The following is an 18,140-nucleotide window of genomic DNA, read 5'->3' as shown; positions in this document are numbered from 1 at the left end:
CGCAGCGGTCAATTTACGAATTCAGACGCGTTCTTTTCCATTTCCGCCATGCACGTCCAATTTCGACAAGTGAAGGCGGGCGGGCACGGTTTGCGTGCAACCGCCGCACGACCGTGCGCGGGTGCGCGGCCGCAGTGCACTCGCGGTGCAACCCGCAGTGCACCAATCGATGTACCGGTTCCGCATAAAGGGTCGGGCGCGTCGAGCCCGCCTGGGTTTGCACCAGGGTTTAGCCAGGGTTTGGCCGTATGGCACGCTTGTTGCACCCACGCGCAGAATTTGAGACTACAGCCGCGCACCGCACTCACTGCACCTGTTCGCGCTGTCCCCACACATAAAGCAGAAGGACCTCCCGCATCATGTCGCCGGCTCGCGCGTCCTCGTTGACGCATTTTGCGTTCATGCCGTTGCCGAACTTCACGATGATCGCGTTCACGAACGCCATCGAAGTGCTGCGCATGGCCAACTATCTGAGCGGCGAAACGCTCTACCGCTGGTCGGTCGTCAGCCCGACCGGCGGGCCCGTCGTCGCGAGCAACGGGCTTTCGGTGGATACGGGCCCCGTGGAATGCGTGGGGCGGCCCGATATCGTGTTCGTGTGCGGCGGCATCAACGTGCAGCGCGAAACGCAGCCGGCGCATCTGGCCGCATTGCGCCAGTTCGCACGCTCCGATACGCCGCTCGGCAGCCTCTGCACGGGCACCTATGCGCTGGCGAAGGCCGGCCTGCTGGCCGGCTATGCCTGCGCGATCCACTGGGAAAACATGTCGGCGCTGAAGGAGGAGTTCCCCGATACGCGCTTTCTGAAAGAACTCTTCGTCGTCGACCGCGACCGCGTCACCTGCACGGGCGGCGTCGCGCCGCTCGACATGATGCTGCATCTCATCGTGCCGCGCGTGGGGACGGCGCGCGTCACGCAGATCGCCGAGCAGTTCATCATCGAGCACGTGCGCGACACGAGCGCCCAGCAGCGCATGCCGCTCGTCGCGCGCCTCGGCTCCGCGAACAAATCGCTGTTCGAGGTGATCTCGCTGATGGAAAACAACATCGAAGAGCCGCTTTCGCGCGAAGAGCTCGCGCGGCTCGCGAACATGTCGCAGCGCCAGTTGCAGCGGCTCTTTCGCGAACACCTCGGCATGACCCCGACGCACTACTATCTGACCTTGCGCCTGCGCCGCGCGCGCGAACTCCTGCTGCAGACCGACATGTCGATCATGCACATCACGATGGCATGCGGCTTTCAATCGGCCTGCCATTTCAGCAAGAGCTATCGCGACGCGTTCGGCACCGCTCCCACGCAGGAGCGGCGCATGCAGGTGGCGCCCATGGCGCATGCGGTCAATCCCGCTACTGTCAATAGCCTTACATTGCACTCCTGATCGAGTCGTATCAGGCTCAGCACAACCCAGGACAGCAGCAGGTTCAAGGGGCATGGCGCCCCTCTCTTCATGCCGCTTTCAGCAGCCCGTGCGGATCGATGACGAATTTGCGCGGTGCACCGCCGTCGAATTTCCGGTAGCCTTCCGGCGCCTCGTCCAGCGACACGACGGTCACGTTGACGATGTCGGCAATCGGCAAGCGGTCCCACAGAATCGCCTGCATGAGGTTGCGGTTGTACTTCATCACCGGCGTCTGGCCCGTGTGCAACGAGTGCGACTTCGCCCAGCCCAGCCCGAAGCGGATGCTCAGGCTGCCCTTGCGCGCGGCCGCGTCGGCCGAGCCGGGGTCGTCGGTGACGTACAGGCCCGGAATGCCGATCGCGCCGGCCACGCGCGTGATGTCCATGAGCGAGTTGAGCACGGTGGCCGGCGCCTCTTCATGTTGGCCGTGGCTACCGTGGCCATGCGCCTCGAAGCCCACGCAGTCCACCGCGCAGTCCACCTCCGGCTTGCCGAGGATCGCGGCGATCTGCTCGCCGAGCGTCGCATCGCGCGAAAGATCGACGGTCTCGAAGCCCACGGCGCGCGCGTGCGCCAGGCGTTCGGCGTTCATGTCGCCGACGATCGTGCAGGCCGCGCCGAGCAGGCGGGCAGAAGCGGCGGCGGCCATGCCCACCGGGCCGGCGCCCGCAATATAGACCGTCGCGCCGGGCTTCACGCCCGCCATCACGGCGCCGTGATAGCCCGTGGGCAGAATGTCGGAAAGGCACGTGAGATCGCGGATCTTTTCCATCGCGCGATCACGGTCGGGAAACTTCAGCAGATTGAAGTCGGCGTACGGCACCAGCACGTACTCGGCCTGCCCGCCTATCCAGCCGCCCATGTCGACGTAGCCGTAAGCGCCGCCCGCTCGCGCGGGGTTCACGTTCAGGCACACGCCCGTATGCTGCTCCTTGCAGGTCGGGCAGCGGCCGCAGGCGACATTGAACGGCACCGAAACCAGATCGCCGACGCTCAGCGTCTCCACGTCGCGCCCCACTTCGATCACCTCGCCCGTGATCTCGTGGCCAAGCACGAGCCCGACCTCGGCGGTCGTGCGCCCGCGCACCATGTGCTGGTCCGAACCGCAGATGTTGGTCGACACCACCTTGAGGATCACGCCGTGGCCGATGGCGCGCCCGCGCGGATCGACCATCTTCGGATAGTCGATCGGCCGCACCTCCACCTTGCCCTGCCCTACATATACGACACCGCGATTGCTGCTCATCGTTTCGTCTCCATGTCCACTGACGTTGTCAACTACGTTGCATTCGACGCGCCTTGCCACCCTGCGTCCCGTCGCGACCTGCCCTGCGGCAAACGCATTCAGGCCGACATGCCGAGGGTAGCCCGCCGCCCGCCCAGCCGAATGTGCAAAACGCGACGCCGGTTTGCCCGTATGCGACACGACCGGGTTCTACGCTTCGAAAGCGATTTTTTGTTGATTGAACGTTCAATAAAAAACCGCTAATCTGGCCGCTCTCACCCAGGGGACACACCATGCCGAAAGTCGGGATGCGCGAGCTGCGCCGCGCCCAGCTAATCGACGCGACGCTGCTGACCATCGACGAAGCGGGCCTTTCCGGCACGACGCTCGCTCTCGTTGCGCAGCGCGCCAATATTTCGACCGGCATCGTGAGCCACTACTTCGGCGACAAGGACGGCCTGCTCGAAGCGACGATGCGGCACATCCTGCGCGACCTGTGGGCCGCCACCACGCGGCGGCGCCGGGCCGCGAAGGCCGAACCGCGCGCGCGCCTGCGCGCGATCGTCGCCGCGAACTTCGACGTTTCGCAGGTCAGCGGGCCCGTCATGAAGACATGGCTCGCGTTCTGGTCGCAGAGCATGCACGAGCCCACGCTAAGCCGTCTGCAACGCGTCAACCGCCGGCGGCTCTACTCGAATCTCAGCGCGGAATTCACCAGGGCGCTGCCACGCGCCCGCGCCCGCCGTGCCGCGAGCGGCCTCGCCGCGATGATCGACGGCCTGTGGCTGAGCGGCGCGCTCGCCGGAGGAGTGTTCGACACGCGAGCCGCCCTGCGCCTCGCCAACGAGTACATCGACCTGCTGCTAGGCGGCAGAGACTGATTCACGCGACACAAGACAAGGATTCCTGACGATGACCCCCTACGGCCTGCAACGGCTCTACATCGGCGGAGACTATGTCGACGCCACCAGCGGCGAGACCTTCGAGACGATCGATCCGGCCACGGGCGAAACGCTCGCGGTCTGCCAGCAGGCGAGCGAAGCCGACGTCGACCGCGCCGTGCACGCCGCCCGCGAAGGCCAGCGAGTCTGGGCCGCGCTCGACGCGATGGAGCGTTCGCGCATCCTGCGCCGGGCCGTCGAGCTGCTGCGCGCGCGCAACAACGAACTCGCGTGGCTCGAAACCCTCGACACCGGCAAGCCGCTCGCCGAAACGCGCACGGTGGATATCGTCACCGGCGCAGACGTGATCGAGTACTACGCGGGCCTCGCCCCCGCCATCGAAGGCCAGCAGATCCCGCTGCGCGCCGACTCGTTCGTCTACACGCGCCGCGAACCGCTGGGCGTGACGGCAGGCATCGGCGCCTGGAACTATCCGCTGCAGATCGCCTGCTGGAAGTCCGCGCCCGCGCTCGCCGCGGGCAACGCCATGGTCTTCAAGCCGAGCGAGGTCACGCCGCTCACCGCCACGAAGCTCGCGGAGATCTATCGGGAAGCCGGCGTGCCGCCCGGCGTGTTCAACGTCGTGCACGGCGACGGGCGCGTGGGCGCCATGCTCGGCGTGCATCCGGACATCGCGAAGATCTCCTTTACGGGCAGCGTCGAAACGGGCCGCAAGGTCATGGCGCTCGCGGGCGGCTCCTCGCTCAAGGACGTGACGATGGAACTGGGCGGCAAGTCGCCCCTCATCGTGTTCGACGACGCCGACCTCGACCGCGCCGCCGACATCGCCGTGACCGCAAACTTCTTCAGCTCGGGCCAGGTCTGCACGAACGGCACGCGCGTATTCGTGCATCGCTCGATTCAAGCGGCGTTCGAAGCGCGCGTTATCGAACGCGTCCAACGCATTCGCGTGGGCCAGCCCACCGATCCCGCCACGAACTTCGGCCCGCTGGCGAGCGCCGCGCAGCTCGACAAGGTGCTCGGCTACATCGAAATCGGCCGGCGCGAAGGCGCGCGGCTCGTGACGGGCGGCGAGCGCCTCGGCGGCGATTTCGCGCGCGGCCTCTATGTGCCGCCAACCGTGTTCGCCGACTGTCGCGACGACATGAAGATCGTGCGCGACGAGATTTTCGGGCCGGTCATGAGCCTCCTGACGTTCGACGACGAAGACGAGGTCGTCGCGCGCGCGAACGATACGCACTACGGGCTCGCCGCGGGCGTCGTCACGGAGCGGCTCGCCCGCGCGCATCGCGTGATCCATCGTCTCGAAGCGGGCATCTGCTGGATCAATACGTGGGGCGAGTCGCCCGCGCAAATGCCGGTGGGCGGCTACAAGCAATCGGGCATCGGCCGCGAAAATGGCATTGCGACGCTGCTGCACTACACGCAGCTCAAGTCGGTTCAGGTGGAGCTGGGGCCATACCGGCCCGCGTTCTGAGCGCCCACGTGCGGACGATGCCGACGCCGCGAAGGAGCAAGGCATGGCAAGGGAAGACTACAACACCATCATCATAGGCGCGGCGGGCCGCACGGGCCCGGGCGCCGCCGATGTCCTGAAGGAGCGCGGCATGGTCGCCAAAGAGTACGACTACATCATCATCGGCGCGGGTTCGGCCGGCAACGTGCTGGCGACGCGGCTGACCGAAGACCCCGATGTCTCGGTGCTGCTGCTCGAAGCGGGCGGTCCCGACTATCGCTTCGACTTTCGCACGCAAATGCCCGCCGCGCTCGCGTACCCGCTGCAAGGCCGGCGCTACAACTGGGCCTATGAAACCGAGCCCGAACCGCACATGAACAACCGCCGCATGGAATGCGGGCGCGGCAAGGGGCTGGGCGGCTCGTCGCTCATCAACGGCATGTGCTATATCCGCGGCAATGCGCTCGATTACGATCACTGGGCGCGGCGTTCCGGCCTCGAAAACTGGGCCTATCGCGATTGCCTGCCCTACTTCCGCAAGGCCGAAACGCGCGACGTGGGGCCGAACGACTATCACGGCGGCGACGGTCCCGTGCACGTCACCACCAGCAAGCCCGGTGTCAATCCGCTTTTCGAGGCCATGGTCGAGGCCGGCGTGCAGGCGGGCTACGCGCGCACGGACGACCTGAACGGCTATCGCCAGGAAGGCTTCGGCCCGATGGACCGCACCGTCACCGCAAAGGGACGACGCGCCAGCACCGCGCGCGGCTACCTCGACCAGGCACGCAGCCGCCCCGGCCTCACCATCATCACGCACGCGCTGACCGATCGCATCCTCTTTAGCGGCAAGCGCGCGAACGGCGTGGCGTATCTGCACGGCGACTCGAACACCACGGTCACGGCCCACGCCCGCCGCGAAGTGCTGCTGTGCGGCGGCGCGATCGCCTCGCCGCAAATCCTCCAGCGCTCCGGCGTCGGGCCCGGCGCCTGGCTGCGCGAACTCGGCATCCCGGTCGTGCTCGATCTGCCCGGTGTCGGGCAAAATCTTCAGGATCACCTGGAGATGTACATGCAGTACGCGTGCAAGGAACCCGTCTCGCTGTATCCCGCGCTGCTGCTGCACAACCAGCCGGCCATCGGCCTCGAATGGCTGCTCAGGGGCACAGGCATCGGTGCGAGTAATCATTTCGAAGCCGGCGGCTTCATCCGCACGCGCGACGACGACCTGTGGCCCAATATTCAGTACCACTTCCTGCCGGTCGCCATCAACTACAACGGCACCAACGCGATCCGCATGCACGGCTTCCAGGCGCACGTCGGGTCCATGCGCTCGCCTAGCCGCGGCCGCGTGAAGGTGCGCTCGCGCGATCCGCGCCAGCATCCGTCGATCCTCTTCAACTATATGGCCGAAGCGCTCGACTGGCGCGAGTTCCGCGACGCGATCCGCGTCACGCGCGAAATCATGCGCCAGCCCGCGCTGGACCGCTTCCGCGGCGAAGAGCTGAACCCCGGCGCGCAGTACAAGACCGATGCCGAACTCGACGCATTCGTGCGCGGCCGGGCCGAGACGGCCTACCATCCTTCATGCTCCTGCGCAATGGGATACGACGACATGGCCGTAGTCGACGCCGAAGGGCGCGTGCATGGCGTCGAGGGACTGCGGATTGTCGACGCGTCCATCATGCCGCAGATCACGACGGGCAATCTCAATGCACCGACCATCATGATCGCCGAGAAGATCGCCGACCGCATTCGCAACCGGCCGGCGCTCGCGCGCTCCCATGCCGCGTATTACGTCGCGAACGGCGCGCCGGCGCGCGGCGGCGTGGCGCGAGACATGTCTAACGCCGATGCCGGGCGAGGCGCGATCGCCGAAACCGTTCCAACCCGCTAGAGGCCTCCGTGGACCCGCGTGGCCGCATTGCACGCATCGAACAACCAACGGCGAAACGGCGGCACGGCGGGCGCCTCGGGCCGGGCCAGCGGTCGCACAAGGAAATAACCGCGCGCCGTCCTGACAGGCGTATCGATCAGTTGTACCAACTGGCCGGTTGCGATCAGCCCGTCCACGAGCGGCGTCCAGCCCAGCGCCACGCCCTGGCCCATCACTGCCGCCTCGATCACCAGCGAATAGCTGTTGAACGTGATCCCGTGCCCATCGGCGGGCGCCGGCAGATCGTGCGCGACGAACCAGTCGCGCCATGACATCCAGCGCGCCGGCTCGGTGGGCTGCACGTGCAGCAGCGGCAACGTCACCAGACCGGCCGCCCCGCTCGCCGGCCAATGACGCTCGGCAAAACCCGGTGAGCACACCGGCGTCACCTGCTCCTGGAACAGACGCGAAGACGTACAGGGAGCCCAGTCACCATCGCCGAACGCAATCGCGACATCGGCACGATCGCGACGCGGGTCGAAGCCCTGTTGCGACGTGACGATCCTGACATCGACATCGGGCATGAGGCGCCGCAGATCGGCAAGACGCGGCATGAGCCAATAGGTCGCGAAGCCCGCGTCGGTGAGAATCGTCAGTGCGCCGCCGGCCCGCCGCGCACGGATTTCGACAGTGGCTTCGCGGATCGTCGCAAGGCCCTCGCGCACCGCCTCATACAGCCGCTCCCCGTGAGGCGTCAGCACGACACCGCGATGCCCGCGCTCAAACAGCGGAACCCCAAGGTCAGCCTCCAACTGCACGATGCGCTGGCTGACCGCGGGTTGCGTCGACCCGAGCTCGCGGGCCGCGGCGGAAAAACTTGCGTGCCGTGCCGCGGACTCGAACACGGCCAAAGCCTGCATCGGAGGCAAACGCTCCTCTCCGGACATAACGCTCCCTTATACGGATATAAGCTGCCGTGGTCTTCACGAGCGCATTATGACCCGACATATTGGCGTCGTACACGCCTCGCCTGTCGAGCCGCCGGTCAACGTGAATCCCGCCCCTATCCATGAATCATCCGAGCAAACCTAATCTCCTCGTCCTCATGGCGGACCAGATGACACCGTCGTCGCTGCGCGCTTACGGCAACGCGGTCTCGAGGACGCCCCGCATCGACGCGCTCGCCCGCGAAGGCGTGGTTTTCGACTCCGCCTATTGCCCGAGCCCGCTTTGCGCGCCGTCCCGCTTTTCGCTGATGGCGGGTCAATTGCCGTCGAAGATCGGCGCCTACGATAACGCCGCCGAATTTCCGGCACAAACGCTGACCTTCGCCCACTATCTGCGCGCCGCCGGCTATCGCACCGTCCTCTCCGGAAAGATGCACTTCTGCGGGCCGGACCAACTGCACGGCTTCGAAGAACGCCTCACGACCGACATCTATCCGGCGGACTTCGGCTGGGTGCCGGATTGGGATCGGCCCGACGTTCGGCCAAGCTGGTATCACAACATGAGCTCGGTGCTCGAAGCCGGTACGTGCGTGCGCACCAACCAACTGGATTTCGACGACGAAGTGACGTTCACGACCCGCCAGAAGCTGTTCGACATTGCGCGCGAACGTCAGGCGGGCAACGATGTCCGGCCTTTCTGCGTGGTCGCCTCGCTGACGCATCCCCACGACCCGTATGCTATTCCAGAGGAGTACTGGAATCTGTACCGCGACGAGGACATCGACCTGCCGCGCACCACGCTGAGCCATGACGAGAGCGATCCGCATTCGAAGCGCCTGCGCCACGTTTGCGAGACCGACCGCACGCCGCCGACGGCGCAGCAGGTCCGGAACGCCCGGCGCGCTTACTACGGCGCGCTCTCGTATGTCGACACCCAGTTCGGTGCGATTCTCGACGCGCTGAACGCAAGCGGTCTCGCGAACGACACGATCGTGATCGTCACCTCCGATCACGGCGACATGCTCGGCGAACGAGGTCTCTGGTACAAGATGACGTTCTTCGAAAACGCGAGCCGCGTACCGCTGATCGTGCACGCTCCGAAGCACTTCGACGCGCATCGCGTAGCGGGCTCGGTTTCGACGATCGATCTGCTGCCGACTCTCGTCGAGCTGGCGACCGGCGAGCGCGAACCTGCGTGGCCCGATCCGGTGGACGGCAGAAGTCTCGTGCCGCACTTGCTCGACAACGGCGGCCACGATGAGGTGTTCGGCGAATATCTCGCCGAAGGCGCGATTGCACCGATCGTGATGATCCGCCGCGGGCGCTTCAAGTTCATCCACACGCCAGCCGATCCGGATCAGCTATTCGATCTCGTTGCGGACCCGCAGGAACGCAGCAATCTGGCGGAGGACCCGGCGCACGCGCAAACGGTGCGCGCGTTTCGCGACGAGATTGGCGTGCGCTGGGACCTGGCCGGCCTGCATGCCGCAGTGCTGGCGAGCCAGCGGCGCCGGCGCTTCCACTATGCGGCGACCACGCAAGGGCGCATCCAGTCGTGGGACTGGCAACCGTTCTCCGACGCGAGCCAGCGCTATATGCGCAATCACATCGAACTCGACACGCTCGAAGCCATGGCGCGCTTTCCACGCGTGACGCACGAGTAAATCCGCCATCCGATACCGATACCGCCACCCACCAGGCAAACGAAAGAAGGAGGAAAGCATGAAGCCAATCGGGCCCACCTGGCTCAGATACATCGCACTCACGGCGCTGCTTGGGGCAACGCTTGCCCCGACGCTGGCCGCGCAAGCTCAAGAGCCGCAAGCGTGCAGGCAGGTCCGCATGGCGGCTCCCGGCTGGACCGACATCGACGCAACCAATGCGGTTACCGGCGTCGTACTCAAGGCGCTCGGCTATCAGCAAAACGTCATGAACCTGTCCGTGCCGATCACCTATGAAGGACTCAGGAAAGGCCAACTGGATGTGTTCCTCGGGAACTGGATGCCGGCGCAGGCGCCACTCATCAAGCCATTCGTGGACAGTCATTCGATCGTCGTGCTGCATGCCAACCTGACGAATGCGAAGTTCACGCTTGCCGTACCCGACTACGTCGCCGCGGCCGGTGTGCATTCGTTTGCCGACCTGGCCAAAAACGCAGACAAGTTCGACGAAAAGATCTATGGCATCGAACCCGGTGCGCCCGCGAACCAGAACATCACGAAGATGATAGGCGACAAAGCGTTTGGCCTCGGCGACTGGCACCTGGTCGAATCGAGCGAGACAGGCATGCTCACGCAGGTCGACCGCGCAGTGAAGCAGAAGAAATGGATCGTGTTTCTCGCGTGGGAGCCTCACCTCATGAACACGAAATTTCACCTCACCTATCTCTCGGGCGGGGACACCTATTTCGGTCCCAACTACGGCGGTGCCACCGTCAATACCGTGACGCGCGTGGGCTTTGCCGACCAGTGCGCCAATCTCGGCAGGCTATTCCGCCAGATTACCTTCAACGTCGACCTCGAGAATCAGCTCATCGCGAGCGTCCTGCAAGACAAGGTCGATATGGACACGGCCGCCAGGAATGCCTTGAAAGCGCATGAGGATTTACTCAAGACCTGGCTCGAAGGCGTGACGACCGTGGGCGGCGCGAATGGTCTGGAAGCCGTGAATGCGGCAGTCGGGGCGCACTAGCGCCGCACATTGAACGGGTGCGCGGGGATATCCCCGCTCATTCTATTCATTATATGTAGTTATCCGAATTAAAAAACCGTCAACGCAAGAGGAAGAAATGATCGAACTTCGTCACAGGCCGCCGCGTCCCAGTAGGTACCGCGCCATCCCAGCCCTGATATTCAGCGCGTCCGCGTGGATTCCGGCCACGAGTCATGCACAGAGCAGCGTCACGTTATACGGTGTGCTTGACACCTCAATAGGCTACGTCACGAACGCGGGGGGAACCAGCGCAGCTCACCGGATCGGCTTCGTCAACAGCAATATCCAGTCGAGCGGATTCGGTGTGAAAGGCAAGGAGGATCTGGGCGGTGGACTGTCGGCAATCTTCGACCTGCAAAGTATCATTGTCCCGACCTCCGGCGCACTTGCCGAAAAGAACACGCTTTTCAGCCTGCAATCGTGGGTCGGTCTCGCATCCGACAAATACGGGACGCTGACGTTCGGCCGGCAGTACGATCCCATCACCGACCTGGTCGAACCCTTGACCGCGGATATCGACTTCGGCGCGCTGTTTGCCACGGTGGGCAATGTCGATAACTACGACGCGCTGCTCCATATCAACGATTCGATCAAGTACGTCAGCCCGACCCTCGCAGGCTTCACGCTGGAAGCCATGGCTTCGTTGAACGGCGTCGCCGGATCCGCTTCGGCAGGTAGCGTTTATTCCGCCGCCGTTTCCTATACCAACGGTGCGCTCTCGCTTGCCGGCGGCTATATGGTCAATCGCGTCGACAACCAGACGGCACTCATCGGCGGTATTCCGGCCGTCACGGCATCGACCAGTGCGGACGGACTCAACTATGACAACCCGATCGTTCAGTTTGCCAATATCCGATCCAACGAGATCGGCCGCCTGGGTGGTCAGTATTCCTTCGGACCATTGGCGGTCGGCGCGGCTTACAGCAACTCCCGCTTCCATCAGTTCGACACCAACGCCACGCTCAATTTCAATAGCGGATCGGCGTTCCTGCACTACATGCCGGGCCCGCTACTGGGGCTGGCCGCCGGCTATAGCTTCACGCGGGCAACCGGCAGCGGAGCGGGGGCGAACTATAACCAGGTTTCGCTCGGGTCCGATTACTTCCTTTCGAAGCGAACGGACATTTACGTCTCGGCGGTTTATCAACATGCCAGCGGCGACACATTGAGCGACGCCGACGCTCTGGTTCCCGCTACGGCTTCGGTGGGGGACGAAGGGTTTTACGGTACGGGCCGGTCGCAGTTTCTCAGCGTGGTGGGCATGCGGCATCGCTTTTAGCAAACTGTTGAAGATGCCTTCCGTCGGCACCTATCCCGGCAACTGCTCTTTTGGCTCATCGAGCATCGCATGCCGTACGAGTCCAGTTTGCGCGGGAATTCGTTAGCGTATTGACTGCCTCTGTCCGGCGAATCCTCAGGGGAAGCTCAAGGTGATTCTTGTCCGATATCAAGGCAGCCTGGCAACAATGAAGCTGCGCATGTATTTCGGAGTAGTCCGATATCGCCTTCTCGCTTCGATCGCTTATCAAGGAAAACATCGGCTAATTACATGCCGATGTTCCTGTCGCATTCCTTTTCCCTGGAGATTTCACAATGGCAGTTCCTCTGCACCTGTGGCTGAAAGACGAAGGTGGCGCAAATATTCAAGGTTCGAGCGACGTTCTAGGTCGTGAAGGAAGCATTGAGGTTCTTAGCTTGAGCCACGGGCTGCATTCCCCTGCAGACGGCAATACGGGGCGACTTGTGGGAACACGAACGCATCGCCCTCTGGCCATCGAAAAGGAAATTGATTGTTCGTCGACGCTTCTCTATCAAGCCGTCGCATGTGGCCTGACGTTGCAGTCTGGAGAAATCAGATTCTATCGAGCGACTGAAGCGGGACGGGAAGAGGCTTATTTCACGATATTCATGAAGAACGTGAAAGTGGTTGGCATATCGCCGCGAGTTCAGAATATCAAAGAGCTTTCTAACCAGAACAGGAATCACTTTGAAATCGTTGAATTCCGCTATGAAGAAATCACCTGGGCATATTCGGACGGCAACATGATTTTCAAAGACATTTGGAACTACATCTAAGGAGACGCTATGCCTGTACGATGCACATTCGCGCTAAACGACAGGGTAACCTCCTCGTTGTATTGTTCTGGCTTTGGTTCAGTCTCAGCCTATTCCGGCACGAGTTGGGGACGCGACGATCCACAAGCGACTGCAACTGAAGGCCTTGGTCCGCTTCCAGCGGGAACCTATTACATCGTTGATCGGCAGTCGGGCGGAATACTGGGTTGGGCGCGTGACCTCTGGTCGGAGTACGGTTATGGAACAACGGATCGAACGAAGTGGTTCGCACTATGGAACCCTGTCACGGGAGACTCAACCATGATTGACGGTATCAGGCGCGGGAACTTTCGTATCCATCCTGAAGGGCCGGCACACCTTAGTGAAGGTTGCATTACCGTTGTCAACCCATTTGCCTTTGACCAACTACGGCGGTACATCCGCGCCCATAAGCCCGACTTGCCGGTTCCCGGTAGCACGTTGCGCGCTTACGGCACGGTTGAAGTGCGATGAAAACGATGATACTGCGCGGCGCGCGCGTCCTTGGATTTGTCATGATGTCATGCCTGGGCGGCTGGTTCCTGGGGGCGTTTATCTCCCGGTCATCGCTATGGATGCCGGATTGGCTCTGGAGCTCGATGCGTGCCGCAGTTCGGGCAAGTGGCATTAGTGCTTTGTATAACGAAGACGATATTGAAATGCTTTGTCTTCTTTGCCTGACTATCACATCGTGCATGACGGTTGCGCTCGTACTGGGTGTTGCATGGTTCGTCATCGCCCGCTATGCCCGAAAGCGGCAGTCGGGAGGTACATAGCTGGCCCGGTGTCTCTTGCGTTTCAGATTAGCGGGCGGGGCGAAGAGCGTGTTATGCGACACGCCCGCTTCCGCGCCTCCACAAGCAGCGCCTCCAGCGCCCCCGCACTCATCCCCGCAGCCACGCGCCGCACATAGTCATGATGGTGCCCATCGAGCGGCGCATCGAGATACTGCGCCTGCAAATAGCGCAGCAAAGCAATGCGCCGCTGCCCGCGCGCCATGCTCTGTTCGAGTAGCGCAAGCGCGGCCTGCGCGTCACCCTCCGCGTAAGCGCGCTCGGTCAGTTCAACGGTATATGCCCGAGCCATGAACGCGAACCTCGCCGCACGACGCGTCGCGTACCGCTTGCCCCGCGCGGCGCGCCTCGTAGTCGGCGCGCGTCCAGTCGAGCTCGATTCCCAAACGCCGCGTGCCCTCGCGTATCTTCGGCTTGTATAGCGTGAGCGTGAGCGCATCGAGCGCCGGCCATCCGGAGAACGACAGTTCCGCGATCTCCATGGCCAGCGTTTCGAGCAGCCGCGTATGAGGTTTCGTCGTGAGAAACGCACAGATGCGATTGCAGTACTGCTCGTAGTCGATCAGCGTATCGATGCTCGCTTCAGAAGGGTCGCACCGGTACACGAGGCTCGCGTCCATCACGAGCGGCTGCGGCGCAAGGTGTTCGTGCGCGTGAATGCCCACGCGCGTCTCGATCGCGAGTTCGTCGACAAACACGCGCCAGCCCCGCCCCGGTCCGCTGGTCCCGGGCGAAGCGAGGATGGCGCGCAGGTCGTCGAAGGGCTTCATGCGACGAGCGGCGCGGCCGCGTCCAGCAGGATCCGCACGAAGTAGTCGGCGAAGCTGCGCCGCACGATCACCTCGTAAGCCTCCCCGCTGATGGGCACGAGAACGATCGAGGCCTTGAAATAATGGCTCTGTGCGCACTGGCCGGGCGCGAGCAAGCTCGGATGGAGGTCGAGCGGACACCCGCGCGCCAGCACGTCGCGCACCTGTGTTCCGCTCAGTTCGAGCACGGTAAACCCGCTGCCCACGTCGACAGCCGAGGCGAACTGGCCAGCGAGCGCGGCGGCCAGCGCCGCTTCGAACCTTGCCGGCTGCGGCTCGCGAGAGCGCACGAGCCACTCGTCGGGACCGAGCCAGAGCAGGTCGCAAGCCTCGCCGCGTGCGGTCGTATTGGGGCGCACCGGCAAGCTGCAACCGGTCACGCGCTCGACAGCCTCGACAAACGCGCGATCGGCCGCGTCGCCGCGCAGGTTCACCAGATCGCAAAAGGGTCGCTCGCTCAGACGAATCGCCCTCGATTTGCCGGCTTGATGAGCCTCGAGCAGATCGGCCACGCCGACGAGCGGCGACTCCTGCCACACCTTTCCGGCCGAGCGCTGCACGATGTCCGCGAGCACCGCCGTCTCGTTGCTTCTCGCTTCATTCCACATGTTGACGCACTCCTTCGGTATCGTAGAAGACCGGGCTCGCGATCTTCGCGGTGGCCTGCCTGCCGTTCGCGAGCGGAATCGTGACCTGCTCGCCCATCTTGCCAAGACCGCCCTTGACCACCGCCATCGCAATCGAGCGCTTCAGGATCGGGCTGTAGTAGCTCGACGTCACGTGCCCAAGCATCGGCGCCGTGTCGCCCGTTACGGGCCCCGCGGTAATCTGGCTGCCTTCGGGCAGCACGAGCTTCGCGTCTTCGGTCAGGAGGCCCACGAGCTGCTTGCGTCCCGGCTTCGCCGTATCGGAGCGGAACAGCGAGCGCCGGCCGAGGAAATCCTTCGACTTCGCGACCAGCCCGTCCATGCCAAGGTCGATCGGCGTCATCGATCCATCGGTATCCTGACCAACGATGATGTAGCCCTTCTCCGCGCGCAGCACGTGCATGGTTTCGGTGCCGTACGGCGTGATGCCGAACTCGTCGCCCGCCGCCATCAGCGCCTCCCACACCGCGCGGCCCAGGTTGGCCGGCACGTTCACTTCGTAGGCGAGTTCGCCCGAGAAGCTGATGCGCATCACGCGCGCGGCCACGCCCGCCACCGTGCCCGTGCGGTAGGTCATGAACGGAAACGCCTCATTGGCGAAGTCGACGTCGCTGCACACTTTCTGCAGGACCTTGCGGCTCTTCGGCCCCACCACGGCGAACGTCGCCCAATGATCGGTGACGGAGGCAAGCCGCACCTTCATGTCCGGCCACTCGGTCTGCAGCCAGCGTTCGAGCCACGTGAGCACGCGTGCGGCGCCGCCCGTGGTGGTGGTCATCAGATAGTGCTGGTCGGCCAGGCGCACCGTGACGCCGTCGTCGAACACCATGCCGTTCTCGTCGAGCATGAGCCCATAACGGCACTTGCCCACTTCGAGCTTGCTCCAGGGGTTCGTGTACACCCAGTTCAGCAGCTTCGCCGCATCGGGACCCTGGATGTCGATTTTGCCGAGCGTGGACGCATCGAGAATGCCAACGCTGTTACGGACTGCGAGGCACTCGCGCGCGACGGCCGCATGCAGGTCCTCGCCCGCGCGCGGGTAGTACCAGGGGCGCTTCCAGTTGCCCACGTCTTCGAACTCCGCGCCCTGCTCCTCGTGCCACTCGTGAATGCAGGTCTTGCGGATCGGGTCGAGGAAATCGCCCAGTTCGCGGCCCGCGAACGTACCGAACGAAACGGGCGTGTAGTTCGGGCGGAACGTGGTCGTGCCGGTTTCGGGAATCGTCTTGCCGAGCGCGGCAGCCAGAATGGCCATGCCGTTGATATTGCCGAGCTTGCCCTGATCGGTGCCGAAGCCCATGGCCGTATAGCGCTTCACGTGCTCGACGGACTCGAAGCCTTCGCGTGCCGCCAGCAGGATATCGGACGCCGCCACGTCGTTCTGGAAGTCGACGAACTGCTTCGGGCCGCGCGGCGCAGCCTCGCGGCTGCCGACGAGCCACAGCGGCTGCAAAGGCGTCTCGTCCGGCTCCGCCACCTTGGGCACCGTCGGGCGGGCCAGCGCGAAGCCGAGCGATTGCGCGGCGTCGAGGCCCGCGTCCACCGCAAGCTTGAGCCCGCGCGCGAGGCCGAACTCGCCCACCGCCGCGCCCACGCTCACTTCGGGCTGCACGCGCTTGCCCGGCATGAAGCAGGCTTTCTCGTCGTTCCAGTGCGCCTTGCCGCCCGACTGCGCGAACAGATGCAGCACAGGGCTGAAGCCGCCCGACATCGCCACGAGATCGCAGCCGAGCGTGGCGAGCTTCGCGCCCGTCTGCCCGTTCGTACAGGCGACCACGTCGACCGAACTGACGCGCAGCTTGCCATGCGCGGCCATGATGGCCGCGTTGTACATGACCTTCACACCCTGGCGGCGCGCAGCGGACTGCAACGCGCCTTCGCCTTGCGGGCGCGCGTCCACGACCGTCACGTTCGCGCCGCAGGACTTGAGGTCCAGCGCGCAGCGATAGCCCGCATCGTTGTTCGTGAACACCACTGCATTGCGACCCGGAATCACGCCGTAGCGATGGATATAGGTCGACACCGCCGAGGCCATCATGACGCCCGGCAGGTCGTTGTTGCCGAACACGATGGGACGCTCGTGCGCGCCCGTCGCGAGAATCACGCGCTTCGCGCGGATTTTCCAGAGCAGCTCGCGCGTGCCCTGGCGCGTGGAGACGGGCAGATGATCGGTCAGCCGCTGCGTGACCGTAACGAGATTGTGGTCCTGGTAACCGAACGCCGTGCTGCGCGTGAGGATCTTCACGTCCGGCATCTTCGCGAGTTCCGCCTCGATCTTTTCGACCCAATGGATCGCGGGACGCCCTTCGATCTCGGCCTTGCACCCAAGCAGGCTGCCGCCGGGCTCGCGCTGGTCGTCCACGAGGATCACGCGTGCGCCGGCGAGGCCCGCGGTGTGCGCCGCGGCGAGCCCCGTCGGTCCGCCGCCGATCACGAGCACGTCGCAATGCGCGTAGCACTTGTCGTAGCGGTCGGCGTCGCGCACTTCGGGCGCCTTGCCAAGACCCGCCGCGTCGCGGATCTTTTCCTCGTACTTCGGCCACCATTTGCGCGGCCACATGAAGGTCTTGTAGTAGAAGCCCGCAGGCAGGAAGCGCGAAAACTTCTGGTTGACCGCCATGCGATCGTTTTCGAGGCTCGGCTCGGCATTCACGCTCGTCGCCACGAGGCCCTGATACAGCTCCACTTCCGTCGCGCGAGCGTTCGGCACCGCATACGCGCCGCGTTCGAGCTGCACGACGGCATTCGGCTCGGCAACGTCCGCCGTCACGATGCCGCGCGGCCGGTGATACTTGAAGCTGCGCGCGACGAAATGCACGTCGTTGGCGAGCAGCGCCGAAGCGAGCGTGTCGCCCTGGTAGCCCTGATACGTGCGGCCGTTGAACGTGAAGCTCAGCGGAATCGCACGGTTGATGCGTCCGCCCGCACCGAGTCGGTTCTTCTGGCTCATCGCGTCCTGCTCCCTTGCGTGTGTTCCTGCGCCCCGCCGGCGGCGGAGGCACCGGTGGTATCCGGGCCAAACGTTTCGTATCCGTGAATCGCGTAGGTCACGGTGTCGCGCGTGACCTTGAACCAGCGTCGGCAGCCCTGCGCGTGCAGCCATTGCTCGCGATGCTCGCCGCGCGGGTTATGGCGCATGAACAGGTAATCGCCCCACTCCTCGTCGGTGAGCTTGTCGGTTTCGAGCGGGCGCGCGATATCCGCCTCGCCGCCGCAGGTGAATTCCGATTCGGCACGCGGTCCGCACCACGGACATTCGATCAGCAACATGGTTTTTCTCC

15 protein-coding genes and 1 pseudogene are annotated in these 18,140 nt (G+C 64.2%); 9 read left to right on the top strand and 7 right to left on the bottom strand.

The genetic code is table 11. The annotated features are described in order from the left end of the window. Positions 1–359 precede the first annotated feature (359 nt). On the top strand, positions 360–1,379 hold the full coding sequence (locus V8683_RS08065) for a GlxA family transcriptional regulator (RefSeq protein WP_462880615.1): 1,020 nt from the start codon (positions 360–362) through the stop codon (positions 1,377–1,379). A 67-nt stretch (positions 1,380–1,446) separates the two neighbouring features. Here V8683_RS08065 and fdhA read toward each other — a convergent pair whose 3' ends face one another. Further along, positions 1,447–2,646 carry a formaldehyde dehydrogenase, glutathione-independent gene (fdhA, locus tag V8683_RS08060; protein ID WP_411192243.1) on the bottom strand — a complete coding sequence of 400 codons (1,200 nt, stop codon included), beginning with the start codon at positions 2,644–2,646 and terminating at the stop codon, positions 1,447–1,449. A gap of 272 nt (positions 2,647–2,918) precedes the next feature. Between fdhA and betI the strand changes: the two genes are divergently transcribed. From betI to betA, 3 genes are all read left to right on the top strand, one after another. Next, complete coding sequence (gene betI / locus V8683_RS08055) at positions 2,919–3,506, top strand: transcriptional regulator BetI (RefSeq protein WP_411192242.1); 588 nt, start codon at positions 2,919–2,921, stop codon at positions 3,504–3,506. Positions 3,507–3,537: 31 nt separating this feature from the next. Further along, positions 3,538–5,004, top strand: a complete 1,467-nt coding sequence (gene betB, locus V8683_RS08050) for a betaine-aldehyde dehydrogenase (RefSeq protein WP_411192241.1) — start codon at positions 3,538–3,540, stop codon at positions 5,002–5,004. 130 nt (positions 5,005–5,134) lie between these two features. After that, positions 5,135–6,877, top strand: coding sequence for a choline dehydrogenase (betA, locus tag V8683_RS08045; RefSeq protein WP_411192542.1), 1,743 nt, complete (start codon positions 5,135–5,137; stop codon positions 6,875–6,877). On the opposite strand, the gene V8683_RS08040 is transcribed toward betA, so the two are convergent. Beyond that, positions 6,874–7,776 (bottom strand): choline sulfate utilization transcriptional regulator, encoded by a 903-nt coding sequence (locus V8683_RS08040; protein WP_411192240.1) that lies wholly within the window; start codon positions 7,774–7,776, stop codon positions 6,874–6,876. The two genes, betA and V8683_RS08040, sit on opposite strands and share 4 nt — an antisense overlap. A gap of 149 nt (positions 7,777–7,925) precedes the next feature. On the opposite strand from V8683_RS08040, the gene betC reads away from it, so the two are divergent. The 3 genes from betC to V8683_RS08025 all read left to right on the top strand — a co-directional run bounded on the left by betC (position 7,926) and on the right by V8683_RS08025 (position 11,794). Further along, entirely contained in the window at positions 7,926–9,467 is a 1,542-nt protein-coding gene (gene betC / locus V8683_RS08035) for a choline-sulfatase (RefSeq protein WP_411192239.1), read from the top strand. 58 nt (positions 9,468–9,525) lie between these two features. Continuing rightward, positions 9,526–10,494 carry a choline ABC transporter substrate-binding protein gene (locus tag V8683_RS08030; protein WP_411192238.1) on the top strand — a complete coding sequence of 323 codons (969 nt, stop codon included), beginning with the start codon at positions 9,526–9,528 and terminating at the stop codon, positions 10,492–10,494. Positions 10,495–10,591: 97 nt separating this feature from the next. Continuing rightward, positions 10,592–11,794, top strand: a complete 1,203-nt coding sequence (locus V8683_RS08025; RefSeq protein WP_411192237.1) for a porin — start codon at positions 10,592–10,594, stop codon at positions 11,792–11,794. Here the strand turns inward: V8683_RS08025 and V8683_RS08020 are convergent. Then, positions 11,774–11,919 (bottom strand): annotated as a pseudogene (locus V8683_RS08020) (IS3 family transposase); the annotation flags it as partial. The gene V8683_RS08025 and the pseudogene V8683_RS08020 overlap by 21 nt on opposite strands. A gap of 189 nt (positions 11,920–12,108) precedes the next feature. Between V8683_RS08020 and V8683_RS08015 the strand changes: the two are divergent. Both V8683_RS08015 and V8683_RS08010 read left to right on the top strand, forming a co-directional pair. After that, positions 12,109–12,591 (top strand): Hcp family type VI secretion system effector, encoded by a 483-nt coding sequence (locus tag V8683_RS08015; RefSeq protein ID WP_411192236.1) that lies wholly within the window; start codon positions 12,109–12,111, stop codon positions 12,589–12,591. 9 nt (positions 12,592–12,600) lie between these two features. Beyond that, the gene (locus V8683_RS08010) at positions 12,601–13,083 is read left to right on the top strand and encodes a DUF2778 domain-containing protein (protein ID WP_411192235.1); all 483 of its coding nucleotides are present in this window, start codon (positions 12,601–12,603) and stop codon (positions 13,081–13,083) included. Positions 13,084–13,672: 589 nt separating this feature from the next. On the opposite strand, the gene V8683_RS08005 is transcribed toward V8683_RS08010, so the two are convergent. Genes V8683_RS08005 through V8683_RS07990 form a run of 4 tightly spaced genes read right to left on the bottom strand, consistent with a single transcriptional unit; the run spans position 13,673 to position 18,129 of the window. Further along, entirely contained in the window at positions 13,673–14,173 is a 501-nt protein-coding gene (locus tag V8683_RS08005) for a dihydroneopterin aldolase (RefSeq protein ID WP_411192234.1), read from the bottom strand. Continuing rightward, entirely contained in the window at positions 14,170–14,820 is a 651-nt protein-coding gene (locus tag V8683_RS08000; protein WP_411192233.1) for a sarcosine oxidase subunit gamma, read from the bottom strand. Before V8683_RS08000 ends, V8683_RS08005 begins: the two co-directional genes overlap by 4 nt. Then, the gene (locus tag V8683_RS07995; RefSeq protein ID WP_411192232.1) at positions 14,810–17,809 is read right to left on the bottom strand and encodes a sarcosine oxidase subunit alpha family protein; all 3,000 of its coding nucleotides are present in this window, start codon (positions 17,807–17,809) and stop codon (positions 14,810–14,812) included. The genes V8683_RS08000 and V8683_RS07995 overlap by 11 nt, the downstream gene beginning before the upstream one ends. Next, the gene (locus tag V8683_RS07990; protein ID WP_411192231.1) at positions 17,806–18,129 is read right to left on the bottom strand and encodes a sarcosine oxidase subunit delta; all 324 of its coding nucleotides are present in this window, start codon (positions 18,127–18,129) and stop codon (positions 17,806–17,808) included. The genes V8683_RS07995 and V8683_RS07990 overlap by 4 nt, the downstream gene beginning before the upstream one ends. Positions 18,130–18,140: the final 11 nt, after the last annotated feature.

This window comes from Paraburkholderia sp. AV2 (genome assembly GCF_054968425.1).
Note: the sequence above shows the minus strand (reverse complement) of the source record. Positions and strands in the feature narration are given on the sequence as shown.

Coding starts and splice junctions, on each gene's coding strand:
- V8683_RS08065 (WP_462880615.1), top strand. CDS start 360: ATGTCGCCGGCTCGCGCGTCCTCGTTGACGCATTTTGCGTTCATGCCG.
- fdhA (WP_411192243.1), bottom strand. CDS start 2,646: ATGAGCAGCAATCGCGGTGTCGTATATGTAGGGCAGGGCAAGGTGGAG.
- betI (WP_411192242.1), top strand. CDS start 2,919: ATGCCGAAAGTCGGGATGCGCGAGCTGCGCCGCGCCCAGCTAATCGAC.
- betB (WP_411192241.1), top strand. CDS start 3,538: ATGACCCCCTACGGCCTGCAACGGCTCTACATCGGCGGAGACTATGTC.
- betA (WP_411192542.1), top strand. CDS start 5,135: ATGGTCGCCAAAGAGTACGACTACATCATCATCGGCGCGGGTTCGGCC.
- V8683_RS08040 (WP_411192240.1), bottom strand. CDS start 7,776: ATGCAGGCTTTGGCCGTGTTCGAGTCCGCGGCACGGCACGCAAGTTTT.
- betC (WP_411192239.1), top strand. CDS start 7,926: ATGAATCATCCGAGCAAACCTAATCTCCTCGTCCTCATGGCGGACCAG.
- V8683_RS08030 (WP_411192238.1), top strand. CDS start 9,526: ATGAAGCCAATCGGGCCCACCTGGCTCAGATACATCGCACTCACGGCG.
- V8683_RS08025 (WP_411192237.1), top strand. CDS start 10,592: ATGATCGAACTTCGTCACAGGCCGCCGCGTCCCAGTAGGTACCGCGCC.
- V8683_RS08015 (WP_411192236.1), top strand. CDS start 12,109: ATGGCAGTTCCTCTGCACCTGTGGCTGAAAGACGAAGGTGGCGCAAAT.
- V8683_RS08010 (WP_411192235.1), top strand. CDS start 12,601: ATGCCTGTACGATGCACATTCGCGCTAAACGACAGGGTAACCTCCTCG.
- V8683_RS08005 (WP_411192234.1), bottom strand. CDS start 14,173: ATGAAGCCCTTCGACGACCTGCGCGCCATCCTCGCTTCGCCCGGGACC.
- V8683_RS08000 (WP_411192233.1), bottom strand. CDS start 14,820: ATGTGGAATGAAGCGAGAAGCAACGAGACGGCGGTGCTCGCGGACATC.
- V8683_RS07995 (WP_411192232.1), bottom strand. CDS start 17,809: ATGAGCCAGAAGAACCGACTCGGTGCGGGCGGACGCATCAACCGTGCG.
- V8683_RS07990 (WP_411192231.1), bottom strand. CDS start 18,129: ATGTTGCTGATCGAATGTCCGTGGTGCGGACCGCGTGCCGAATCGGAA.